This is a genomic window from Bacteroidota bacterium, from assembly GCA_036522515.1.
GTDB lineage: Bacteria > Bacteroidota > Ignavibacteria > UBA10030 > SZUA-254 > VBOC01.
Genome location: DATDFQ010000029.1, coordinates 1 through 23,845, shown reverse-complemented (window position 1 = coordinate 23,845; position 23,845 = coordinate 1). Strand labels below are relative to the sequence as shown.

Sequence of the window (23,845 nt, the reverse complement as noted above, 5' to 3'; positions counted from 1 at the left end):
GTGAAAAGAACCGGTAGAGCTATCGCACGCGAGTACCAGTTGGAGGATGCGGGAATCGAGCTGCACATTCCCGGCGGCGAATCGTATGCAACCACCGTATGGGACGCCGATTTTTTCAAGCGGGTGCACGCCCCCGCGCTTCCGGAGGCTCTTGAAGGATTCCTCAGGCAGCTGAACCACTGGTTGCCATCCCGTCACATCGCACTCTATGTGTTGCAACGAGGCCATCTTTCCTTGTTGATCTCGTGCGATGAGGCGGTCCGGTGCGGTTATATTGAGAAGATTCAATACCTGCAACTGCAGGAGGAGTTTCAGAAGGATATCGTCTTCGATTCGGGCCTCGCAATGGAACGTTTTTTTCGAGTTCCGCCGGGCGGGCACGTGACGTTCGCGCCGTTGAGGCTCGAGAACGTCGTCAAGGGAGTCGCGGTCTTTGTTCAGGAGGAGGAGGGCCGGCCTTCTCCGCATGCCATTGATTCGTTGAGCCCGAGCATGACAAGCATCGCCGCGCTTCTCTCCTCGGTGGACTTGCTCGACAGGGAGCAACGGCGCCTCTCCCTTCTGAGCGTCATAAGCAAGATATCCGAACGCGTTGAAATGCTGGTTGAGGAGGGGCGGCTGTATAAGGATATCGTCAATCTCATCCAGAAGTACTTCGGCTATGACCACGTCGCAATTTACACGCTGGAAAAGAACGAAGCGGCCCTGGTCCTGAGGGCAAAGGCGGGCAAATTCAACAAGATAATTCCCCGGGATCAGATTATTCCCCTGGGACAGGGGATCATCAGCTGGGTTGTCAAACACGACAAGACCCTCCTTTCGAACAACGTCCGCAACAACCCCTTTTTCCTGAATTGGACGCCGGACCTGATCACGACCGAGGCAGAACTCTGTGTTCCCGTTCATGTCGATAAACAAATCATCGGCGTCCTGAATATCGAGCACCGGGAATCTCTCTATTTCGACAAGGACGACACCGATTCAATGGAGCTTCTGGCCGACAGGATCGGGATCGCCATTTATAATTCCCGGCTCTACTCAAACCTGCAGAGGAGCAACGCGCATTTGCAGGAGATCGTTTCGTCGATGGGACAGGGTCTGATGGTGGTGAACCTCAAATCAAACATCGATTGGGTCAACGAAACCATGGAGAAGTGGGGTTACGGCGATCTCGTCGGATCCCCGTTCAGCGCCTTGTTCAAGACAGATCCCCAACGGCTCAAGAGCGATCTCATTCAGCGCACGCTCGCCGAAGGCACGATCCATCGCGAGGTCGTCAAGGGCCGTAACGACCGCTATATCGTCGTGATCACCGCACCCGTCCTGGACGGTGTGGGACAGCCGGCCCGGGTCCTTGCGGTCATCGACGATATCACCGCCTCTGTGCAAAGCCAGTCCGAGCTGCAGCGCGCGAAGCAGGAACTCGAGGCGGCACAGCGCCTGAACAGCCTCGGCGAGCTCGCGGCAAGTATCGCTCACGAGATCCGGAACCCGCTGAACGCGATGATCCAGGCTGTGGATATTCTCGAAATCGATCCGGAATTGCCCGGCTCACAGAAGCGGCTGCTGAACGTGCTGAAGGAAGAGAGCAAGAGCCTGAATGAGATTCTCAGTTCCTACCTTTCCCGGGCCCGCTTTAAAGAATCCTATTTTGACCTCTGGGACCTCGAGACAATCGTCAGGCAGGTTGTCTCTCTCCTGAGCATCGACGCCTCGCTGGCAGAGCGCATCAGGTTCATCGTCGACCTGCCGGGATCTCTTCCCCCGCTCAGGCTGGATGCTACTTCCATTAAGCAGCTGTTCCTCAACCTGTTTCTCAATGCGATCGATTCCATCGAGGGGCCGGGAGAAGTGAGAGTCGCCGCCGGCCAGGCGGGCCGGACAATTCGTGTCCAGGTCAGCGATACCGGCTGCGGCATCGCGGCCGGTGTTCTCCCAAAAATCTTCGACCCATTCTTCACGACAAAGGACCGGGGCACGGGGCTGGGACTCGCCGTGGTGAAAAGAATAGTGGAACGCCACGGGTGGGATATTGAAGTGCAAAGCAAACAGCTGGCGGGCACGCAGTTCACGTTGATCGTTCCGAGTAATGCGGGGGTGGCCTGATGGCGAGGATCCTCGTTGCGGACGACCATGAAAACACCTGCATCACGCTGGGAACCATCCTGAGGAATGACGGTCATGAAGTCAAGGCCGTCCGGTCGGGGCGCGCGGCCATACACCAGGTCGAGCACGGGACGTTCGACTTGGTGCTGACAGATTTGAAGCTTGGCGACATCGACGGGATCAGGGTGCTGGGCGTGATCCGCGAAATTTCGCCGGACACTCCTGTGGTGCTGATGACCGCGTTCGGTACGATCGATTCAACGGTCAAGGCGATGAAATTGGGGGCCACCGATTACCTGACCAAACCCATCCAGGGAAACCAGATACTGGCGGTGGTGAACAACATTCTTTCGAGTGCGAACAGATCGGTCCGCAAATCGGGGGACCTGCCGAAATGCGACGAGGACGATAAACTGCCGACCATGATCGGCCAACACCCCTCTATCCTTGCCGTGTCAAGAGTCATCAAAGAAATGTCCCGGGTGGATATCCCCGTGCTCATCCTCGGAGAAAGCGGCACGGGGAAGGAACTGGTCGCCAGATCCATCCACAAGCTGAGCCAGCGGTCGCAAAAGCCCTACGTGGCCATCAACTGTGCAACTCTGCCCGACAACCTGCAGGAGAGCGAGCTTTTTGGGCACGTGAAGGGGGCATTCACCGGAGCGGTGGACAACAAGGTCGGGCTGTTTGAAGAGGCAAACGGCGGCACGATCCTCCTCGATGAGATCGGTGAGATGAATCTGGGAACGCAGGCGAAACTGTTACGCGTGCTCGAGGATGGCGAGGTCCGCCGGGTTGGAGGGAGCGGAATCATTCATGTCGACACCCGGGTGTTATCGAGCACGAACGAGAACTTGTCGAACCTGATCAAAGCAAACAAGTTCCGGGAAGATCTCTACTTCAGGCTCAACGTCATAAGCATCCTGTTGCCGCCGTTGCGGGAGAGAATGAGCGACCTGCCGGAGCTGGTGATGCATTTCATCACGAAATTCGGATCGAAATACCATCGTAACGTCAAAGGGATAACAGCGCAAGCGCTGGAGAGATTGAAGACGTACGACTGGCCGGGCAATATCCGGGAGCTTGAGAACACTCTCAAGGGCGCCGTCATCCTCAGCAAATCGGACAGAATCGACATCGGGGACCTGGGACAGATCGAAAAAAACCATGTCGACCGGGGTGCGTCGCGTTCAATTGTTGACGCGGAGAGAAGGCTTATCCTGCAGACACTTGAAGAGACGAGCTGGAATAATAACCTGGCAGCAATAAAACTGGGGATGAGTCCCACCACCCTTTGGCGAAGGATGAAAAAGTTCGGATTGAAAGACCCGCGCTGAGCTCCCGCTTTTCCGGTTGGCGCCCGGCAGCGCCGGGCTAGGCAATCTCCGGCTCGAGGATACGCGCAGGCTCGACCGGGGCGGGGGCGGCTTTCTTCGAAGGCACTGCGTTCCACAGACTCAGCATGAGCACCGCCCCTATGACGGCGAATCCGATCATGCTCGGCCCCCAGGTTCCCCATCCCCACTTCTCAAGCATCCACCCCATCCCTGATCCGACCGCTGCGCCGCCGACGTATTGCATCCCGTCGAACATGCCCGTGGCGGTGGCAGCCGCGCGTTTCCCGCCGAAATCCATCGACGCGGTACCCGAAAGCATCGAGTGAACCATGCTGATCGCCAGCGAGTTCAGTACGAACGCCGCGATGATCCAGTTGAATCCCGGTGCAATCCAGACGACGGCAAGGCAGATGATCTGAAGGGTGTATCCGATAAACGCGACGGGGGGACGGCGGGACCGGAACAGCCAATCGGAGAGCATGCCGGCGGCAAACGCTCCGGCTATTCCCGCGGCGACAACGATGAAAGCGCCTGTCTGGAACACCGTCGAGTTCAGAGCGAGGTGCTGCGCCTCCTGCATGTAGCGCGGGAACCACTGCTCGAATCCGTGCCTCACGAAACCGGTGCAGAACTCCGCTCCCGCGATGGTGACCGTGATCGGATTCGTGAAGACCTTCTTGAAGAGATACTTAAGGCTGACTTTCTCCGTGTCGCCGCTTGACGCATCTTCGGTATCGAGGACCGGATGGCCCGCCTCTTCCGGCGCGTCACGAACGAACCGGTAGGTCAACAACCCCATCACCAGCATGATTGCGGAGGGGATGAAGAACACCCACTGCCATGGAAGGACCGCGACCGCGACACCGCCGACGACGAAAATGAGCGCCCGTCCTCCCTGAATCATCGACCCGAAGATCGCCGAAAATGTTCCCCTCTCGCGAATGTGAAACCAGCTGGAATTTACCTTGATGAGTGCGAGCGCACTGTAGGATTGAAAGTACGCGTTCAGCGCCCACGCCGTCGCAAAGTACCCAAGAAGGAGAGAGCCTGTTCCAAGCACGCCCAGATATGCGCCGAGCCCGAAAGCGACGTTGAAGACAACGGATCCAAACACTCCGATGAGCATGGCCCGGCGGCCCCCTATCTTATCGGCGATGAATCCGTTAAAAAGCGCTGAGAATCCGTAGACGGTCAATGCGGCTGTGATGATCGTCCCGACCTGAGCTTTGTCCCAGCCGAATGTGTCGGAGAGAGTTTTGTTCGCGAAAGAAAGATTGTACCTGCCCATGTACATTGCCGAGTAGGTCAATCCAAGGGTCAACCAGTTAAGCGCGCGCCGGCGCCGGAAGTCCGGGCTGTGAACCGGGCGGTTACGGGAGACCCGTGATTCGATTCGCATAAACATAGTTGTAATTGCTGAGACGGGACTGCGGAGAGACGAAGACAAAACGTGAAAAAGACCCCCCTAACTTACCAGTTCTCCCTTTCAAAGGCAAGTTATGAAATTGTTAACCTCGATATTGCGGTGTGGCTCGAATTAAGGGTTTTCGGGGGAAGAGCTGTGAACCAGGCGATCGAATTGTCCTATCAGACGTTCGTAAAGCCGAAGCTCTACGATTTGCCTGAGAAAGGGGTGGCGGCATCTGGTTCCAGGACGTAGATGACCCAGGGGGCGATCCTGGTCTCACTTATCCAATTGTATGGTTCAGTTTGCTTCCCCAGTGGCCTGTAGGTGCCGGCCGGCGCCAACCCCGCGAGTTTATATGTTTCGAGGTAGTCCTGATCCGTCCAGATGATGTCCTCAACCGGACGGCGGTCATCCACATCGAGCATCACAACAAATACTTTCTCTCCGGTTTTCGCCGTGCGGTTCCCCGGAAAATCCTTCGTGGAGAACGATGTCCATTCGTTGACATAGATCTCCGGCGAAGAAACCACACTTACGATACGCCCGCTTCGATTGAGCAATCGCTTCAGGGACTTGAACAGCAGAACCTTCCTCTCCATCGTGGGGACATTGTCGAAGGTGAATGCCGGCAATACCAAATCATAGGCGTTTGCCTCAAACCCGTCGAGGTTGCCATCTGTAACAAGGCGATACTCTCCGTCCGGGTCGCGTTTCCGGGCCAGTGTGAGCATCTGTTCTGAAATATCCGCGCCGACAACTTCAAAACCCAAGTGGCGCAAGAATCGTGTAGACCGGCCCGTCCCGCATCCGAAGTCGATTGCCTTCGAACCGCGTATGTGATTCTTAATGATGGCGGGCAGGTCCCTGTACGCCAGGAAGTATGTCCCGGCGAATTCAAGGCGATCGTACGCCTCGGCGCGCACCCTGTCCTCGTAGACATTAGAGAACTCCTGGTTCATTCCGAATAACTCTTCGGTAGAAGAAACACGTAGTCAATATCACTTCGTGAGGATCAGTTTTTTCGCCTCGGTGAACGCCCCCGCCTGCAGCCTGTAAAAGTAGACCCCGCTCGGCGCGTTGCGCGCATCCCACTGCACGCTGTACTCTCCCGGCTGCCGTTCATCGTCGACAAGGGTTGCCACCAATCGGCCAAGTACGTCGTAGATTTTCAATCGCGTGCGCACGGCAGCCTGCCCGCCTGCGGCTATGGAATAGCGAATAACGGTCGTCGGGTTGAAGGGATTGGGATAATTGTTAGCCAGGCTGTATTGCAGCGGTGCGGCGGGATGCTCCTTCACCGCGGTCACCTCCAGCCAAGTGTCGACAACCCTAAAATTATTCGCCCAGCCGCTTCCGTTCCAGGTCTGGAACAAAATCCCGGTGCTGCGTCCGATTGAATCGAATGTGTATGTGAAGAGGGCGCTGTTCACCCATGCGCTGCCGTTCCAGGTCTGGGGAAACTCGCTCGTGAGGTTTCCAAACGCATCGTAGGTGTATGTCTCCTGTGTGTAATTCTCCCATATGCTGTCTATCGACCACACCTGTGACAGAACATTGATTTCGTGCCCGCTCCCGTCATACGTGACGCTATCCTTTGAATCATTGGTCCATTTATTGAAAAAGAACACTTGAATCACGCGGGTGATCATATGCCCGCTCAGATCATAGGTAAAGATCAGATGATCCTCGCCCACCCATCCGGTGCCGTTCCAGGTCTGTGACGAATCATCCACCGGAAGACCGTTCGCGCCATACGAGATGAATTCCTGAAACTGGTTCACCCATGCGGTTCCGTTCCAGCTCTGTGTCAGATTGTTCGTCACATGCCCGTTCGGATCATAGGTGGAACTGAAAAGGACGATATTTACCCATGCGCTTCCGTTCCAGGTCTGCCCCGTTGCGGTTAACTGATTCCCGTTTGCGTCGTAGGTGAAGAGTAACAGAGAGAGATTTGCCCATGCGCTGTCGCTCCAGTGCTGATACGTGTGGCTTGTTTGGTGCCCGTTCACGTCGAAGGTGAAGAGCTCCTGATCGACGTTCACCCAGACGCTGTCGCCCCAGTTCTGAGTCGAATAGCCTGTGCGATGGCCCTGAAGATCGTATGTATATAAAATATCCGAAGAGTTTATCCATGCGCTCCCGCTCCAGGTCTGGAGGACGTAACTGACCGGCAGCCCGTTCACCCAGACGGTGCTGGTCCGCTGGTCGTTGACCCATACGCTTCCGCTATCATTCCAGACCTGATGCAAATGCGCGGTTTCATTTCCATCCGCATCATAGTCCGCGCTGTCTCGCCCGATGTTGGTCCAGACGGTGTCGGTCCACTGTTGACTGAGGAATATGCGGGCGGCGTTCGTGAGTGACTGAACGCGCTCCCGGTGAGCCGGTAGGTTCGCTGGGAGTCCGGTCTTCATCGGAGGAAGAAGATGCTGCCGGGAGGTGTTATCCTTGTTGAAAAATCCGGCGGGAGGTTTCGGAAAGAAATCCCGGATCTTACTCATTTCGCCGGAGAACGCTGGTTGAGAGCGGCCAGGGAGGGGGACTGCGACCAACACCCATGTCATGAAAAGGGTTACAATTCTCATATCGGTTCTCCTGAATGTGTGAATATGATTGGCGTAATCCTCCTTTTTATATCGAAGTCCAGATGTCGGGCTCCTTACTGCACCACCAGCACGGGGATCGACAAGCGGTGTCTGACTTTCGAAACCGTCGCACCGAGGATAAGATCCATCAGCCCGCGGTGGCGGTGGCCTCCCATGACGAGCAAATCTATATGGTGTTCCTCCGCAAGCCGGACAAGTTGCTCCGGCACCCGCCCGAACCCCAGCGCGGGAGTTGATTTGATACCCGCCTTTTCAAGTTGTTTGGCGATTCCTTCAAGTTGCTCCGCATCGTTTCTCGCCTCATCGTCATATGCATCCTTTCCGTATAACTGCCCGCTCACTCCTTCCACAATGTGGAAGAGAAAGAGCTCCGCCTTGTGCTGATGCGCGAGCGTTTGCGCGTGGGAGAGAACCTTCGCGTCGATCGCCCCGTAATCGACCGCGACTCCGATCCGCGAGTACTTTTGCTCCGTCAGCACGACAGGAGCCGCGGCGCGCGGCGCGGCCTTTTTCCTGCGCCACGACTCGGGAACTGAAAGGTAGACGAGCAGCAGGGCACATCCGATTGCAATCGGCACCACCGTGACCCAGATCCAGAACGCATTCGGACCCGCGTCGGCAATCCAGTCTGAAATCGCCCCGAACACAAGTTTGGTGTTCAGGCCGACGATGATGACGGCCGTGATCCAGGCGAGGATCTTAACCCAGGTCTTATTGGTAAATTCGCCCATTCTCCCCTTTTCGCTCGTCATCTGAATCAGGGGTATGACCGCAAACGGGAGCTGAAGGCTGAGGATTACCTGGCTCAGAATGAGCAGGCCGTACGATCCTTCCTCCCCGCGGGTGCCGATCACGACGACGGCCGGGACGATCGCGATGAGCCTTGTGATGAGGCGGCGCAGGATCGGCCGGATCTTAAACCTGAGAAATCCTTCCATCACGATCTGGCCGGCGAGCGTGCCTGTGAGCGTCGAACTCTGGCCGGATGAAATCAGGGCAACCGCAAAGAGCGTGCTCGCGAGGGTTGTTCCCAGCAAGGGTGTGAGAAGCTGATGCGCCTGTTGTATCTGGGTGACGACGACCCCGTTCTTGAAGAACACCGCGGCCGAAACCATCAAAATCGCGGCATTCACAAAGAGCGCCGCATTAAGCGCAACGGCGGTATCGATGAGATTGTACTTGCAGGCGGTCCGCTTGCCTTCGGGCGTTTGACCGACATCGCGGGTTTGAACAAGGGCCGAGTGAAGATAAAGATTGTGCGGCATCACCGTGGCGCCGAGGATGCCGATCGCCACAAACAGGCTGTCGGCGCTCAGGCGGGGCACGAGGCCGGCCGCAGCCTCAGACCAAACGGGATGGGAAAGAAACATCTCAATGGAAAAGCAGATGCCGATGGTCGTGATCAGGATCAGGATGAAGGCTTCCATCTTCCTGATGCCGAGATTCTGGATCACGAGGAACAACATCGTATCGAATCCGGTGATAATCACGCCGTAGAGGAGGGGCACCTTGAAGAGAAGGTTCAGGCCGATCGCGGTGCCGAGAACCTCGGCGAGGTCGCAGGCGGCGATCGCGATTTCGCATAAGACCCAGAGCGCGAATGCGATCGGAGCGGGATACCGGTCGCGGCACGACTGGGCGAGATCCCGCCCCGTTACGATGCCCATCCTCGCGGAGAGCGTCTGGAGGAGGATCGCCATCAGGTTCGACATCAGCAACACCCAGACGAGCTGATATCCGAACCTCGCTCCTCCCTCGAGGTCTGTGGCCCAGTTGCCGGGGTCCATATACCCTACGCTGACCAGATAAGCCGGGCCCGCGAACGCAAACATCTTCCGGACGACTCCGAAGTGGGAAGGGACCGGAACCGACCGGTGAACCTCGGAGAGAGAAACGCTCGATTTGTCAGGGGTGAAGTGCATTACAACCTGGTCGCCGCCTCCCTAATGGACACCGCCCATAAGTTTCCGAATCGGCTTGACAAGAAATGCGAGGATGAGCGCTGCCACACCGGTCGTTCCAAAAATCGTGAGAAAGAGGGTCGGCAGCGGCATCGTTTCAAAGAGCCCGGCCACCTGGCCGCCGATATAATTACCCAGAGCAATCGTGAGGAACCAGATTCCCATCATCTGGCCCGCGATTCGCTGGGGCGCGAGCTTGGTCACGGTACTGAGTCCGACCGGACTGAGGCAGAGTTCCCCGACCGTGTGACAGAGGTAGACCGCCACGAGCCACATCGGGCTGACGCGCGCCTGCTCCGGGCCGGAGAGGTGAGCCCCCCATGAGAGAATGAGATAGCCGAGGCCGACAAAAAAGAGTCCGAGGGCAAACTTTGCAGGGCTCGAAGGCTCCCGCTTGCCGAGCTTGACCCAGATGGCGGCAAAGACTCCCGCAAAGATAACGAGGAAGAGCGAGTTCACCGACTGCAACCAGCTTGATGGGAACGCGAAACCTAAAAAGTGATTGTCCGTCAGGCGGTCCGCGAAGAGATTGAGTGTCGAACCGGCCTGCTCAAATGCGGACCAGAAGAGCACGGTGAACAGAAAGAGAATCGCGACGACAGCAATACGCTTCCGTTCGACGCTCGTCCACTCTCCCTTGACGAAGACCCAGACGAAGTATAGAACCGGCATCAGGAGTATGACCGTTCCCAATGTCTTGCTCAGGCCGGATACCGTAATATTGAGGACCCCGGACATGTTCAGAACCAGAATCAGCGCGATCACGCCAATCAACCCCCCGGCCGCCTTCATGAATTGTAGCTTGTGCCGCGCGTGGTTCTCCGTTTGATGGCTGCCCGGCGGATGCAATCCGGCCTGGCCGAGATACTTCCCGCCCCGCACATACTGAATGAGCCCGAGCGTCATCCCGATACCCGCCGCAGCGAACCCGTAGTGCCAGTCGACCTTTTGCCCCAGATAACCGCAAACGATGGGGGAGATCAGGGCGCCCAGATTTATGCCCACATAGAAGATGGAGAATCCGGCATCACGGCGGGAATCGGTCTCGGAGTAGAGCGCTCCCACCATCGTGCTGATATTCGGTTTGAGAAGTCCCGTTCCGAGGACGATGAGCACGAGGCCCTGGAAGAAAAACCAGTTGCCGTGAAACGCCATGCTGAAATGGCCGAGGGCGATGATAATGCCGCCGAAGAGAACCGCCTTTCGTTGCCCGAGAAACCTGTCGGCAATCCATCCGCCGGGGAGGCCTGTCATGTAGACCATCGCCGTGTACATTCCGTAGATCGAGCCGGCGGTCGGAACGTCAAACTGCAAACCGCCCTTCGTCGCATCCGCAGTCATGTAGAGGATGAGGAGAGCGCGCATGCCATAGTAACTGAACCGTTCCCACATCTCGGTGGCAAAGAGCGTCGCGAGTCCCCGGGGATGGCCGAGAAATGTTTTTTCGCTCGGCGCGATCCCGGCGGCAGCCCGGCTTTCGTCACTCATGGTCTAAACTCTTCCCGGTGTACTTCAATAGTAGCCTAATTATCGTCTTTTAAAGTACTTAAAGGAGTTATGAGAAGCAAGGTTTGTTGTTCATCCGTCTTTTTTTCCGTATCTTGAGTCGCTTTCCGGTTCCAAATTTCAGCTCACTTTTACGATTCCCGAAGGCTCCCGCACATGCTTTCTCGAAATAGCGTCAAGAATGTAAAGTTGCTTGCCTGGGTGGACGAGATCTCGTTCCTCTGCCGTCCTTCGGCGATCCATTGGTGCGATGGCTCCGAGGCAGAATCGGAGGAGCTCTCCAATAAACTCGTCGAGTCGGGGACCTTCATCCGGCTGAACGAGAAGAAACGGCCCAACAGTTTTCTCGCACGTTCGGACAAGAGCGACGTCGCGAGGGTGGAGGACCGGACCTTCATTTGCAGCGTCAGAAAAGACGACGCCGGGCCGACGAACAACTGGGTGAACCCGAAAGAGATGAAGGCGTCTCTGAGCAAGCTCTTCGCCGGTTGCATGCGCGGGCGGACGATGTATGTCATCCCCTTCAGCATGGGACCGCTCGGATCGAACATCTCCTACATCGGGGTGCAAATTACGGATTCTCCCTACGTGGTGGTCAGCACAAAAATCATGACGCGGATGGGGACGAAAGTTCTCGAGGCGCTCGGCGACGGCGACTTTGTCCCGTGCCTCCATTCCGTCGGAATGCCGCTCTCACCGGGAGAAAAGGACGTTCCGTGGCCCTCGAATAAGGAACACAAGTACATCGTCCACTTTCCGGAAGAGCGGACGATCTGGTCGTTCGGCAGCGGCTACGGCGGCAACGCCCTCCTCGGCAAAAAATGCTTCGCCCTGAGGATCGCTTCCACGATGGCCAGAGACGAGGGATGGCTCGCCGAGCACATGCTGATCCTCGGCGTCGAGTCTCCCCAGGGAGAAAAAACGTATGTGGCCGCGGCGTTTCCAAGCGCCTGCGGGAAAACAAATTTTGCGATGCTCATACCGCCGAAGGCATTTGACGGCTGGAAGGTGACGACCGTGGGGGACGACATCGCCTGGATCAAGCCGGGCGAGGACGGCAGACTTTACGCGATAAACCCCGAAGCCGGATATTTCGGCGTGGCCCCGGGAATGTCAGACAAGACGAACCCCAACGCCATGAAGTGCATTCGGGCGAACACTATTTTCACGAACGTGGCGCTGACCCCCGACGGAGACGTCTGGTGGGAGGGGATGACCGAGACCCCGCCGCCCAGGCTCGTAGACTGGCAGGGGGAAGAATGGACCCCCGGCTCGGGCCGTCCGGCCGCGCATCCGAACGCCCGGTTCACAGCTCCGGCCACTCAAAACCCCATCGTAGATTCCGCCTGGGAGGACCCGAAAGGGGTTCCCATCGGCGCATTCGTCTTCGGCGGAAGGAGAAGCGGAGTCCAGCCCCTCGTTCTTCAATCCGCGAATTGGAATTTCGGCGTCTATGCCGCAGCCACCATGGGCTCCGAGACCACTGCGGCCGCGGCCGGAGACCTTGGGAAAGTCCGAAGGGATCCGATGGCGATGCTCCCATTCTGCGGCTACCACATGGCCGACTACTTCAACCACTGGCTCCAGTTCGGACGAAACCTGCCGAACCCGCCCCGGATCTTTACCGTGAACTGGTTCCGAAAAGACGAGAACGGAAAGTTCCTGTGGCCGGGCTTCTCCGAAAACATGCGGATCCTCAAATGGATCGTCGACCGCGCCCGCGGTCACGGGTACGGGATCGAAAGCCCGCTTGGGTGGATGCCGAGATACGAGGATATCTGCTGGAACGGGCTCGAAGAGTTCTCCAGGGAGAAGTTCAACCTCGCCATGTCGGTGAACAGCGAAGACTGGAAGAAGGAGCTCCTCTCGCACGAGGAGTTTTTCTCAAGACTCTATGACAAGCTCCCGAAAGAGTTCATCTTCATGCGTGAATTGACTCTCTCCAGCCTCTGGCGGTCTCCCGTCCACTGGGAACTCGCTTCCGAACGATAGATTCCCACCATGAAGGCGGCACGCTTCCACACATTCGGCGGTCCGGAAGTTCTCCGATATGAAGACGCTCCGGCGCCAACGGCGGGGCCGCGCGACGCACTCATTCAGATGAAGGCTGCCGCGCTCAACCACCTCGATCTCTGGGTGACGAACGGCGCGCGCGAACGGAACATTCCCCTCCCGCACATCCCCGGCTCCGACGGCTCCGGTGTGATTCTCGAGGCGGGAAGCGACGTGGACTGGCTCAAACCGGGAGACCGGGTGCTGATTTGTCCCGGACTTTCATGCGGCCATTGCCAGATGTGCCTCAGCGGGCGCGATAATATTTGCCCCTCATATCGCGTGCTCGGGGTGCGGGAAGACGGCACGTACGCCGAGGTCGTGAAAGTCCCGGCGGTGAACTGCGTGCCCATTCCGGAGGGACTGGATTTCAACGAGGCGGCCGCCATACCGGTTGTTTTTCTGACCGCATGGCATATGCTCGTCACGCTCACCGCGATCAGGCCGGGCGAGACGGTGCTCGTTCATGGCGCCGGAAGCGGAGTCGGCTCCGCCGCCATTCAGGTCGCGGCGCTCTTCGGACCGCGGATTATCGCCACGGCCGGATCTGACGAAAAACTGCGGAGAGGGAAAGAGCTCGGAGCGCACGAACTGATCAACTATCGCAACGTCGATTTCGCCGAGGAGGTCCGGCGGATGACGAACAAGAAGGGCGTCGATATTGTCTTCGAGCATATCGGCGGCGAGGTGTTTGAAAAGAGTATCACCGTGCTTGCGAAGGGGGGCCGGCTCGTCACCTGCGGCGCGACCGGAGAGTTTACCGCAAAGCTCGATATCCGCTACGTCTACGCCCGCCACCAGACGATCTTCGGCTCGTGGATGGGGACGAAGGGTGAATTGATCGAAGTCCTGAAGCTCTTCGAGGGAGGAAAGGACAAACGCCGGCTCCATCCCGTTATCGATCAAGTCTTTCCGCTTGCCAAGGCCGCCGACGCCCAGCGGCGCATGCAGGAGAGAGCCAATAGCGGGAAGATCATATTAGAAATCTGACCCTTGGCGCCCGGTAATGTTTCAGTTTGACGGATTCTCTCTCCACCTCGTCATGCTGACATGCTTCTGGTCAGCATCTTGCAACGCATTTAGGAAGATCCCGACCTAAAACATGTCGGGATGACGAGATAACACGAATATGCGACACGAGCGAATATTGACTCATTGATCTGCCGCGATGGTCTCCTTCTCCGATATCGAATCCGCATACAAGGTCCTGCGTCCCGTCGTCCACAAGACACCGCTTCTCTCTTCGCGCACGTTCAACGACATCTCAGGCAACGAAGTTTACTTCAAAGCCGAGAATTTCCAGCGGGTGGGGGCGTTCAAGTTCAGGGGGGCATACAACAAGATCGCATCGCTGACCGCCGAGCAGAAACGGGCGGGCGTCATCGCCCACTCGTCGGGCAATCATGCACAGGGTGTTGCGCTTGCGTGCAAACTCTTCGGCGTGAAAGCCGTCATCGTGATGCCGCACGATTCCGTCCCCGGAAAAGTCGAGGCGACAAAATCCTACGGCGCCGAGATTGTCTTCTGCGGCAACACAACAGACGACCGGGAGCGCACCACCGACGAACTCATCAAGAAATCAGGCTACACGCTCGTCCATCCGTTCAACGACCCGACGCTCATCGCGGGGCAGGGAACCGCGGCCCTCGAGATTTTTCAGGACATCAAGGAGCTCGATTACCTGGTTGTTCCGGTCGGGGGCGGGGGATTGATCTCCGGATGCTCGATCGCGGCGAAAGCGCTCTTCCCGGGGGTCCGGGTTATCGGAGTGGAGACGAAGGGAGCCGACGATTGTTACCGCTCGTTCCACTCCCGGAAGCTCGTAAAACTTCCGTCCGTCAAGACGATCGCCGACGGGATGCGCACGCTCTCCGTCGGGGAGCTCAATTTCGAGATTATCCTCAAGAATGTGGACGATATGATCACAATCGAGGACGAGGATATCCCCCCGATGATGAGATTCTTCGCCCAGAGGATGAAAATCGTCGTTGAGCCGACCGGGGCGGTCGCACCCGCGGCGGTCATGAAGAGGGCGATCGGGGCGACCGGAAAGAGGGTCTGTGCGATAGTCAGCGGAGGGAACGTGGAGCCGGAGATGTTGAAGCAAGTACTCTGAACCGGCGTGTCATCCTGAGGGAGCGGAGCGACCGAAGGATCTATGCGATTGAGGCCGGAGATCCTTCGCTGCGCTCAGGATGACAATCTGAGTTGACATTTTTTTGCCGAATTACTAAATTTACCTACCTGTTTCTTAACCCTCACCGTAAATCAAAATCATATAAAGGGGACCGCCATGTACCTCATCCGAGATGTAATGCACTGCAAGCCGGGCCAGGTCAAGCCGATGGTCGATAAGTTCAAGGACCTGGCAAAGCTTATGACAAAAATGGGATACGTTTCGTCCATGCGGGTGTCAACAGACCTTTCCGCGGAACGCTACTGGACAGTGGTGGCGGAATCTGAAGTCAAGAACCTCGACGATTTCGGCAAGCAGGCACAAGAGGCGATGACGGATCCAAAATTCCAGAAGATCATGAAGAACTACCACGAGCTCATCGACACAGGACGGCGGGAGATTTTCAGAATCGAAGGATAGTAGGCTGTCCGTGTCATCCTGAGCGGCACGTAGTAACGCGAAGGATCTCCTATCCCGAGGGCGGGAGATCCTTCGCGGAGTTTACACTGAGCGAAGCGGACGTGCTCAGGATGACATTAGGCCTTCTTTAGCGCCTGATGGAAGTCCGCGATCAGGTCTTCCACCCCCTCCACACCAACCGATATCCGGATCATTCCGGGCGTCACACCGTGACTCTTCAGCTCGGCTGCGCTCATGTTGATATGGGAGGAATAGACCGGGATGCTGACCAGAGTTTCAACTCCGCCGAGCGACATCGCGTTGACGGCAACCTTCAGATTGTCGCAGACCCGCACAGCCGCCTTCACTCCACCCTTCACCTCGACCGTCACCATGCCCCCGAACCCCGACATCTGCTTTTTCGCCAGCGTGTGCTGCGGATGGGAGCGCAGTCCCGGATAGAGGACGCGTGAAACTTTCGGGTGTTTCTCCAGAGCGCGCGCAAGCTGCATCGCGTTATCGGTCTGGCGGTTGACCCGGAGGTCGAACGTCTTCAGGCTCCGTTCGAGGAGGAATGCGGCAAACGGATCGGCGCATCCGCCGAGATGCTTGGCCAACCCCTTCACTTTGGCGATGAACCCTCGCCTGCCGACGACCACACCGCCCATGAGATCGGCGTGCCCGCCGAGATATTTCGTGGTACTTTCCACGATCACGTCCGCACCGTACTCGAACGGCCGCTGATTGACAATACTGGCAAACGTATTGTCGATCATGACGGTGATCTTTGTCCGGAATTCTTTCTCAGCCCGGCGCGTCAGCCGAATGGCTTTTTCGAGATCGACCAGGCTCAGGGTGGGGTTCGTCGGGGTCTCTATATAGACGACTTTCGTCCTCGGAGTAATGAGGTAGAGCAAATCGTCGAGAGAGTTCGGCTCGACATAGCTGACTCCGATCTGAAAGGAAGGGAGCGTATCGCGGAAGAACCGGTAACTCCCTCCATAGAGTGCCGGAGTGCTGACCATTTCGTCACCGGACCGGCAAACAGCCATGATCGCCGTTGAAATCGCGGCCATACCCGATGAGAAGAGCGCCGCGGCCTCCGCCCCCTCCATCAGGGCGATCCGGTCTTCGGCTTCGTTCACGGTCGGATTGTGGTACCGGGTATAGACATACACAGTGGGATCCCCCTTCGCATACCGGATCGCGTCGCTGGAATTCTCAAACCGGTAGGTGCTCGTCTGATAGATCGGTGTCGTGACGGGCCCCTTGAATGCGTGGAGATGTTTTCCGTGGATCGCCCTGGTTGCCAGGGAGAGGCGTCCCGCTTTTGATGCTTTCATTGTCTGCCGTTTCATTTGGTGGAAATCAACGCGCGCAGGTTTGGGAGCGCCCGCCGTCGATGCTGAAACTTCCTCCGGTAATCCATCCTGCGCGATCCGAGGCGAGAAAGAGAATCAGGTCTGCAACTTCCTCGGGGGAACCGACGCGTCCGATCGGATGAGTCGTCTTGCTGTGCTCCAGGAATTTTCCGTACGCCTCTTCCGCCATTCCGCTCGTTCGGTGGAGGTTGGTGACGACCACCCCCGGATCGACCGCGTTCATCCGCACGCCCTTCGGACCCAGCTCGAGGGCCGCGCAATGCGTCAGTTGGTCGACGCCCGCTTTGCTGACGCAGTAGGAGAGAACGCCGGGAAACGCCCGGATACCGGTCACGCTCGAGAGATTGACGATGTTGCCCTTACGCTCTATTATAGAGGGGAGGGCAAGCTGAGTAAGCCGGAACAACGACCGGATATTGATATCGAACATCCGGTCCCACTCGTCGAGGGTCGTGGTCTCTATCGTCCCGCTTGCGATGATGCCTGCCGCGTTCACCAGCACGTCGATGCCGCCGAACCGTTCGAGAGTCCGGTTCACGATCCGGCGCCGGTCCTCTTCGTTCGTCACGTCGGCTGCGATCACTTCCACCTGTTCCGGCGGGAAGGATGCGGAAAGAGTTTTCAGTTCCTTTTCCCGTCGCGCGGCAAAGGAAACCTTCGCCCCGCGGGCCGCGGCCATCAGCGCTGTCGCCTTTCCGATGCCGCTCGAGGCGCCTGTGACGACAAAAACTTTGCCGGAAAAATCCTGATCCATTATCAGCCCTTCTGGGAGTGCGTGGTAGATATGATCCGGTTGGCTCTGCGAAATATTGCGGTGAACATCGGTTGGGTCAGTTTCCCGGTGAAGGTGTTTTGCTGGCTCGGATGGTACGACCCGATCAACGTCTGGCGGTCATTGAGTTTGTATTCCGCTCCATGACCGAAGGCGGGCCGCCGCGCAGAAGGGGTCAACCCGAGTTCCCGGAATGCATCGAAGGCCGTGTCGAAAGCGACCTTCCCGAGCGCCACGATCACGCGCACACGCGGAAGGAGGCGGATTTCTTTCAGCAAATATCCCCGGCAGTTTCGCAACTCCGATGGCAGAAGCTTGTTTTGTGGCGGAGCGCACCGCGCCGAGGCGGTGATGTAGCAATCGGTCAGGCGCATTCCGTCATCCCGGGAAATTGAGGCCGGCCGGTCCGCGAAACCCGCCTTATGGAGCGTCGCATAGAGCCAGTCGCCGCTCCGGTCGCCGGTGAACATCCGCCCGGTCCGGTTCCCTCCGTGGGCCGCGGGGGCTAACCCGACGATGAGGAGCCGCGCATTCGGGTCTCCGATGCTCGGGACAGGTTTACCCCAATAGGTCGAATCCTTGAAGCGGGCCACCTTCTCATCGGCGACCGTCTCTCTCCACGCCACGAGCCGCGGGCAAATCCTGCACCGGACGACGGTACGCTGGAGGGCTTGTAGGGCGTTGGCAGCCATTGGGTTCTGGTGGGAGCTCCTTCGGTAGTGCCTCAGTCCGGTCCTATTTCTTCTGAACTCGTCATGCTGACATGCTTCAGGTCAGCATCTTCCAACGTTTTTAGAAAGATCCCGACCTAAAACATGTCGGGATGACGAGCTTGGGGGAAGCCGAGACGCTGCCGATTCCTAGTAGCGCGGAACTTTCCGGTCGACCTTTACGGACCAGGCGTCGATTCCTCCGGTCAGGTTCTTCACGTTCTTGAAGCCTTTCTCGTACAGGAACTCCACGGCTCTCTGGCTGCGGTTTCCGTGGTGGCAATAGACGATGATCTCCTGGTCGGAATCGAGTTCGGTGTAGCGTCTCGGAAGCTGCCCCAGCGGGATGAGGGTTCCTCCGATGTTGACGATTTCCTGTTCCGACGGCTCCCGCACATCGAGGATCATCGGGTGATCTCCCCTGTCGAGCCTCTCTTTCAACTGTTCCGGCGTGATTTGAAGAGCCGCCATGTCGTAGGTCCTTTCGATCGGGGGGTCGGACAGATACCCGAGGTTGTACTGCCGCACTTTTTTGAACCGGGGGGGCTGAACCGGCAGATCGGCCATCACGAAATCGACGAATTCCTGTTTCGACTTCACCTGAAGGGCCGGGTTGTGCCGCCTCTCGAACCCGATCGTGGAGTTCGGCTTCGGGCTCATCGCCTTCCCGCACGAAGAACCGGCGAAGTGCGTCGGATAGATCTCCACGGCGTCGTCGAGCCTCATCAATTTTCCCCAGATGCTGTCGTAGAGAAGCTCCCCGCTTCCGTCGAGATCCGGACGGCCGGTGTCTCCCACGAAGAGCGTGTCGCCGGTGAGCACGAGCCAGGGTTCTTTGCTGCGGGTCGTGTCGCTCACGAGGATACTGATGCTATCGGGGGTATGGCCGGGTGTGTGAAGGATCTTGAGAAGAATATTTCCGACCTTGATCTCCTCGCCATCCTTGATGCCCTTCACCGGGAATTTCGTGACGAGGGACTCATGGAAATAGATCTCGGCCCCGCTCGCTGCGGCAAGCCGTTTTGCGCCGGAGAGATGATCGGCCTGGGCGTGCGTCTCGATGATATGCGTGATCTGCATCCCGTGGCCGGCGGCGTACCGGAGGTAGGGATCGATCTCGTGCTGCGGATCGATCACGGCGCAAACTTGCTTCTGGGTGCAACCTATCAGGTAGGAAAGGCATCCTCCCTGTTCGTGACGGAATTGCTGAAAGATCAAGATCTACCCCGATTTTCCTTTCAGCCGCTGCAGCGCCCGGGAGAGCGCCTCCAGTTCGGCTTCTTCCCGCGTGAGGCCTTCCGTGCGCACGATGGTCGCACCGGGATCAATGTTCGATATATGGCAGTGGTACTGTTCACCGAATTTGTAAGAAGTGATGTTCACTTGAAGGCCTGCCAATTCCTTCTGTTCGACGCGATACTCCTCCGGACTCAACATGATTACGCTCTCCTCTCAGCGGGGGGACTGACAGCGTTCCCCGACTCGGTCGAAACCAGGAATTCAGGATTGGAGCATGGCTGCATAAATCCTTCCTCCTTTCGTAACGATGGTTGAGGGTGTCCAAACCAATTAATAAAGTAAGTTGTTCTGATAAATGCAAGGGACGAGCGTTGCAGGTGGTAGGTGAATTTCAACAACCCATCCGAACACCCGCAGCCTAAAGGCTGCGGCTACCGAGCCCGATGCATCGGTAGGCGCGACCTTCAGGTCGCGTAAGGAGAACCAGGAAGGCCGTTGCATTGACCGCCGTTTTTTTACTATATTAGGAATGTCATTTATGAGAAATTTTTTCGTCCTTTTCGCGCTCACCGCCGCGATCGCCTCTCAGGCGCGCTCCCAGGCGAACCCCTCCGACATGCAATTCCGTCTCGCGGAAAGCTATGAGCAGAGCGGGGATTTCGAGTCGGCCGTGAAGATCTATCAATCGATCTATGCGAAAGACTCGTCGAACATGGTGGTCTTCGAAGCCCTGCGGCGCGATTACATGCAGCTCAAGTGGTACGACAACGCGATCCCGCTCCTCGAGCGGATGATCAAAAAGATGCCCGATAACGTCACGCTGCTGTCGAGTCTCGCATCCGTTTACCTGCTCAGGTCGGACGAGCCCAAGGCCGATGCGATCTGGGAGCGTGCGATCAACGCGGACCCCAAACATGAGGTGACCTACCGGATGGTCGGGAGCTCGATGCTGCAAACCAGACAATTCGAGAGGGCGATAAAAGTTTACAGGCGCGGCCGTGTCGCGTGCGGAGATCCGGCCCTCTTCGCGTCGGACATCGCTTATCTTTACTCCATCACATTAAAGTATCCCGAGGCGACCGCGGAATATCTCGACATGGTCAGGCAAAATCCCGTGCAGCTCGGCTATGTGGAATCCCGCATCGCAACCTATACCGGCCGCCCGGAAGGGCTCGGCGCGGCAACGCTCACCGTCGAGAAGGCGGCAAAGGCGGAACCGGGAAACCTGGCCTTCCAGCAAATGCTCGCCTGGCTCTACATGGAGGGGAAGCATTACGACCAAGCATTCGAGGTCTATAAGGTCATCGACGAGAAGGCGCACGCGGAGGGACACGAGATGTTCGGTTTCGCCACCCGCGCGCTGAACGAGAAGGCCTACGCTGTCGCCGCAAAAGCGTTCACGGGCATCGTGGAGAAATTCCCGAAGTTCGATCAGATGGCGCTCGTGAAGTTCGGTTACGCGCATACGCAGGAGGAGATCCAATCCGAGAGCGATACGCTGAACCTGTTCGGCGGAGTCGATCCGTTCGGCGCGAAGGCGCCGCGCGAATCCGGGGGAAACCCGCTCTACGGCGGAGCGATCGCGGCGTACGAGCAGGTCATCAAGGAATTTCCAACGACGGAGATTGCCGCCCGTTCGATGCTGCGCATCGCGACCTTGAAGCAGGAGAAGTTGTTCGACCTTCCCGGCGCCAGGGCCGAACTCGAAAACCTCTCCTCCCGGTATGCGATGTTCCCCGGGGTCCTCGAGGAGGCCACGCTCCGGCTCGGGGACGTCTACCTGACACAGGGGGAGCTCGATAAGGCGGGAGCCGAGTACCGGATCCTCGCCGGTCAGGGGCTGATCGTCAACCCGCGGCAGGAGACCGCCGCGCTGCGCCTGGCGGAGCTTGATTATTTCCGGACAAAGTTTCAGGATGCGCTCGGCAAGCTCAAAGACCTCACCCGGAACGCCGGCTCCGACGTCACAAACGACGCGCTGAGCCTGCAGATCTTCATCCAGGACAACATTAAGGAGGATTCGCTCTCGTTGAGAGAATACGCGCAGGCGGATCTTCTCAAGCGCCGGCAAAAAATACCCGAGGCGCTCGCTGCATTTGAATCGATCGTGAAGTCCTATCCGAAATCGAATGCCGTCGACGAGGCGCTGATGAGCACCGGCGACCTGCTGACCCGGCTCGAACGCTATGCCGACGCCCTCGCCGTCTATAATCGCCTTCTAAAGGATTTTCCGGAGAGCATCGTGCTCGACAGGACGGTGATGAAGATCGCCGAGGTCTACCGGCTCGGACTGAAGGATCCGGCGAACGCGATTGCGACGTATCAGAAGCTGCTGGAACAGTATCCCAACTCAATTTACGCCGGGCGGGCGCGCAGCAGAATCCGGGAGCTGAGAGGAGATAACATATGAAACGGGTTCGCTGGCCGCTGCTTCTGCCCTTGTTTCTGCTGGCATCGATCGCCTGGGGACAGAAGATTCTCATCCCGATGGACCTGAAGCAAACCGACCACCTCAAGGCGTACGGCATCGCGTACTGGGCCCTCACGAAAAATATTGAGGTCGATTGGCTTCTGAACTACCGCGGAGGCTCGTTCATGCTCGACGGCGTCGAGGCGATCTCGCAGGAGTGCCGCGTGCGCGGGGTGCTCTTCGAACAGATCAGCGGCGCTCAGGCGAGCCAGATCTACTCCGAAGTTCAGGCGGAGAACAACAACATGGATGCGGTGCGCCTGGAAAAGGCGCCGAAGATCGCCGTCTACGTGACGCCCAATCTTCTGCCGTGGGACGACGCGGTCACGCTCGTGATGGAATACGCGGAAATTCCGTACGACAAGGTGTGGGATCCCGAAGTGCTGCAGGATAAGCTCCTCAAGTATGACTGGATCCATCTTCATCACGAGGATTTTACGGGGCAGTACGGGAAGTTCTACGCGAACTATTCGTCCCAGCCCTGGTACGTGGAACAACAGGTCCTCTACGAGAAAAAAGCCAGGGAGCTCGGATTCAGCAAGGTCTCCGAGGTGAAGAAAGCCGTCGTCCGGAAGATCAAGGAGTATATGGCGGCGGGAGGATTCATGTTCGCGATGTGCTCGGCGACCGATACGTATGATATTGCACTTGCCTCCCAAAATACCGACATTTGTGACGTCATGTACGACGGGGATCCCCCCGACCCCGATGCGCAGAAAAAACTCGACTTTTCACAGTGTTTGGCGTTCGAGAACTTCAAACTCGAGATGAACCCGCTCCGGTACGAGTATTCCGACATCGATATTCCGCCGAGCGACATGGTGGCGACGCTGAACCCTGAAACGGATTATTTCACGCTATTTGAATTCTCGGCGAAATACGATCCCGTCCCGACCATGCTGACCCAGGATCACGCGAACATCATCAAGGGTTTTCTCGGGCAGACGACCAATTTCAAGAAGAGCCTCATTAAGAAAAACGTGACGATACTTGCCGAGAAGGAAGGCACCGAGGAGGTGCGGTACATCCACGGGAACCTGGGACGGGGGACCTGGACGTTTTACGGAGGACACGATCCGGAGGACTACCAGCACGCCGTCGGCGATCCGCCCACGGACCTGCGATTGCACAAGAACTCGCCGGGCTACAGGTTGATCCTCAACAATATCCTGTTTCCGGCCGCAAAGAAGAAACAGCAAAAGACCTAGAAACTGTTTGTCGCTCAATCCGTTGCAGTCGTACGCCGGGACCCCGGCCCCCCTTCACTAACTTTTCACATCGATGCGGCTGGCCGTACTATCAGATATCCACTCAAATCTCCAGGGGCTCCAGAAGTCGCTTGAGATCGTCTCGCAAAAAAACGTCGACGCCGTCGTCTGCCTGGGCGATCTGATCGGATACGGGGCGAACCCCAACGAGTGCATCGAGCTCGTGCGGAAAACGACCGAACACATCCTGCTCGGCAATCACGACGAGGCTGCGATCGAGCTCTCCAAAACGGAGTACTTCAATCCGCTCGCGCGCACCGCCGCAGAGTGGACGAGCAAGGAGCTCACGAAGGAACATGTGGAGTTCATCCAGCGGCTTCCCTTCACTCTGGAGCTCGACGGCTCGCTCTTCGTTCATTCCTCGCCGTACGAGCCGGCTGAATGGCATTACATCCTCTCCCCCGCCGACGCGCAGTTCAACTTCTACTACTTCACACAGCCGGTTTGCTTCCT

19 protein-coding genes are annotated in these 23,845 nt (G+C 57.6%); 9 read left to right on the top strand and 10 right to left on the bottom strand.

The window, feature by feature from the left end; all coding sequences use genetic code 11:
* A complete protein-coding gene (locus VI215_04730) occupies nucleotides 1-2,106 on the top strand; it encodes an ATP-binding protein (GenBank protein HEY6191616.1) in 2,106 nt (701 codons plus the stop codon).
* Nucleotides 2,106-3,443, top strand: coding sequence for a sigma-54 dependent transcriptional regulator (locus VI215_04725; protein ID HEY6191615.1), 1,338 nt, complete (start codon nucleotides 2,106-2,108; stop codon nucleotides 3,441-3,443). The genes VI215_04730 and VI215_04725 overlap by 1 nt, the downstream gene beginning before the upstream one ends.
* A gap of 37 nt (nucleotides 3,444-3,480) precedes the next feature.
* Here the strand turns inward: VI215_04725 and VI215_04720 are convergent, their stop codons facing one another.
* The 5 genes from VI215_04720 to VI215_04700 form a co-directional block, all read right to left on the bottom strand.
* Entirely contained in the window at nucleotides 3,481-4,848 is a 1,368-nt protein-coding gene (locus tag VI215_04720) for an MFS transporter (GenBank protein ID HEY6191614.1), read from the bottom strand.
* 206 nt (nucleotides 4,849-5,054) lie between these two features.
* Complete coding sequence (locus tag VI215_04715) at nucleotides 5,055-5,810, bottom strand: class I SAM-dependent methyltransferase (protein ID HEY6191613.1); 756 nt, start codon at nucleotides 5,808-5,810, stop codon at nucleotides 5,055-5,057.
* 39 nt (nucleotides 5,811-5,849) lie between these two features.
* Nucleotides 5,850-7,352 carry a T9SS type A sorting domain-containing protein gene (locus VI215_04710; GenBank protein ID HEY6191612.1) on the bottom strand — a complete coding sequence of 501 codons (1,503 nt, stop codon included), beginning with the start codon at nucleotides 7,350-7,352 and terminating at the stop codon, nucleotides 5,850-5,852.
* Nucleotides 7,353-7,510: 158 nt separating this feature from the next.
* The gene (locus VI215_04705; GenBank protein ID HEY6191611.1) at nucleotides 7,511-9,379 is read right to left on the bottom strand and encodes an Nramp family divalent metal transporter; all 1,869 of its coding nucleotides are present in this window, start codon (nucleotides 9,377-9,379) and stop codon (nucleotides 7,511-7,513) included.
* A 21-nt stretch (nucleotides 9,380-9,400) separates the two neighbouring features.
* Nucleotides 9,401-10,906: a peptide MFS transporter gene (locus VI215_04700; GenBank protein HEY6191610.1), complete on the bottom strand. Its 1,506-nt coding sequence runs from the start codon at nucleotides 10,904-10,906 to the stop codon at nucleotides 9,401-9,403.
* Between the two features lie 174 nt (nucleotides 10,907-11,080).
* Here VI215_04700 and VI215_04695 point away from each other — a divergent pair, with 174 nt between their 5' ends.
* The 4 genes from VI215_04695 (at nucleotide 11,081) to VI215_04680 (ending at nucleotide 15,572) form a co-directional block, all read left to right on the top strand.
* Nucleotides 11,081-12,916: a phosphoenolpyruvate carboxykinase (GTP) gene (locus tag VI215_04695; GenBank protein HEY6191609.1), complete on the top strand. Its 1,836-nt coding sequence runs from the start codon at nucleotides 11,081-11,083 to the stop codon at nucleotides 12,914-12,916.
* A gap of 9 nt (nucleotides 12,917-12,925) precedes the next feature.
* The gene (locus VI215_04690; protein HEY6191608.1) at nucleotides 12,926-13,966 is read left to right on the top strand and encodes a zinc-binding dehydrogenase; all 1,041 of its coding nucleotides are present in this window, start codon (nucleotides 12,926-12,928) and stop codon (nucleotides 13,964-13,966) included.
* A 178-nt stretch (nucleotides 13,967-14,144) separates the two neighbouring features.
* Nucleotides 14,145-15,092 carry a threonine/serine dehydratase gene (locus VI215_04685; protein ID HEY6191607.1) on the top strand — a complete coding sequence of 316 codons (948 nt, stop codon included), beginning with the start codon at nucleotides 14,145-14,147 and terminating at the stop codon, nucleotides 15,090-15,092.
* A 177-nt stretch (nucleotides 15,093-15,269) separates the two neighbouring features.
* On the top strand, nucleotides 15,270-15,572 hold the full coding sequence (locus VI215_04680; protein ID HEY6191606.1) for a hypothetical protein: 303 nt from the start codon (nucleotides 15,270-15,272) through the stop codon (nucleotides 15,570-15,572).
* Nucleotides 15,573-15,688: 116 nt separating this feature from the next.
* Here VI215_04680 and VI215_04675 read toward each other — a convergent pair whose 3' ends face one another.
* The 5 genes from VI215_04675 to VI215_04655 all read right to left on the bottom strand — a co-directional run bounded on the left by VI215_04675 (nucleotide 15,689) and on the right by VI215_04655 (nucleotide 19,852).
* Nucleotides 15,689-16,894 carry an aminotransferase class I/II-fold pyridoxal phosphate-dependent enzyme gene (locus VI215_04675; protein ID HEY6191605.1) on the bottom strand — a complete coding sequence of 402 codons (1,206 nt, stop codon included), beginning with the start codon at nucleotides 16,892-16,894 and terminating at the stop codon, nucleotides 15,689-15,691.
* Nucleotides 16,895-16,919: 25 nt separating this feature from the next.
* Nucleotides 16,920-17,687, bottom strand: coding sequence for a glucose 1-dehydrogenase (locus VI215_04670; GenBank protein HEY6191604.1), 768 nt, complete (start codon nucleotides 17,685-17,687; stop codon nucleotides 16,920-16,922).
* 2 nt (nucleotides 17,688-17,689) lie between these two features.
* Nucleotides 17,690-18,397: a uracil-DNA glycosylase gene (locus tag VI215_04665; GenBank protein HEY6191603.1), complete on the bottom strand. Its 708-nt coding sequence runs from the start codon at nucleotides 18,395-18,397 to the stop codon at nucleotides 17,690-17,692.
* Nucleotides 18,398-18,565: 168 nt separating this feature from the next.
* The gene (locus VI215_04660) at nucleotides 18,566-19,633 is read right to left on the bottom strand and encodes an MBL fold metallo-hydrolase (GenBank protein HEY6191602.1); all 1,068 of its coding nucleotides are present in this window, start codon (nucleotides 19,631-19,633) and stop codon (nucleotides 18,566-18,568) included.
* 3 nt (nucleotides 19,634-19,636) lie between these two features.
* Nucleotides 19,637-19,852, bottom strand: a complete 216-nt coding sequence (locus VI215_04655; GenBank protein ID HEY6191601.1) for a hypothetical protein — start codon at nucleotides 19,850-19,852, stop codon at nucleotides 19,637-19,639.
* Nucleotides 19,853-20,192: 340 nt separating this feature from the next.
* Here VI215_04655 and VI215_04650 point away from each other — a divergent pair, with 340 nt between their 5' ends.
* The 3 genes from VI215_04650 to VI215_04640 form a co-directional block, all read left to right on the top strand.
* Entirely contained in the window at nucleotides 20,193-22,064 is a 1,872-nt protein-coding gene (locus tag VI215_04650; GenBank protein ID HEY6191600.1) for a tetratricopeptide repeat protein, read from the top strand.
* On the top strand, nucleotides 22,061-23,332 hold the full coding sequence (locus tag VI215_04645) for an asparagine synthetase B (GenBank protein ID HEY6191599.1): 1,272 nt from the start codon (nucleotides 22,061-22,063) through the stop codon (nucleotides 23,330-23,332). Before VI215_04650 ends, VI215_04645 begins: the two co-directional genes overlap by 4 nt.
* 73 nt (nucleotides 23,333-23,405) lie before the next feature.
* The coding region (locus tag VI215_04640) for a metallophosphoesterase family protein (protein HEY6191598.1) at nucleotides 23,406-23,845 on the top strand (440 nt) is incomplete at its 3' end.